The 483-nt window shown below is 54.2% G+C and carries 1 protein-coding gene; it reads left to right on the forward strand.

From position 1 onward, the window contains the following. Positions 1 to 190 (forward strand): hypothetical protein (locus AC0L3D_RS36930; RefSeq protein WP_473647565.1); only part of this gene is annotated, 190 nt, incomplete at its 5' end. Between the last annotated feature and the right edge of the window lie 293 nt (positions 191 to 483).

Below are 483 nucleotides of genomic sequence, written 5' to 3' on the forward strand. Positions count from 1 at the left end.
CGAAGACGTAACCGGTACTCTTCTTCAGAAAAATGCAGAATACGCATTTTCACCCACCTTTTTGCGCGAATGCTGGTCATCAACGGCCGTAGCTTCTTTGAACCGGCTTGACGCACCTTTAGAACTCATGTGGTGCAAGCTGGCGACGGTGTCCTATACAAATACCAGCGTCTGCTTATCTCGAATTTAGATGCACCGTCGGACCGCTTCTCGACAAATTCACACCCGCCGAACGCGCGAACTACTTCAAGGCCGCAGGATATGACCAAGCTTAGACCGAACATGCTCTAGGACGCCAACCTCGGACCTGCTGCCCATCTACGGGCGGCTTGCGCCCCCACTTTGAACGGACGTTTCAAGTTTCTCATTTCCAGTGCAGCGTGAATGGCGGGTTTCGGATGTCGAGCGGCTATCCCGTCGCGACAGAGCAGCCAGAAGCGGCATGAAGCCTGTGGTTTCGAGGCTCGTAATCGCCGTGAGGAT

This window comes from Mesorhizobium sp. WSM4837 (assembly GCF_055811435.1).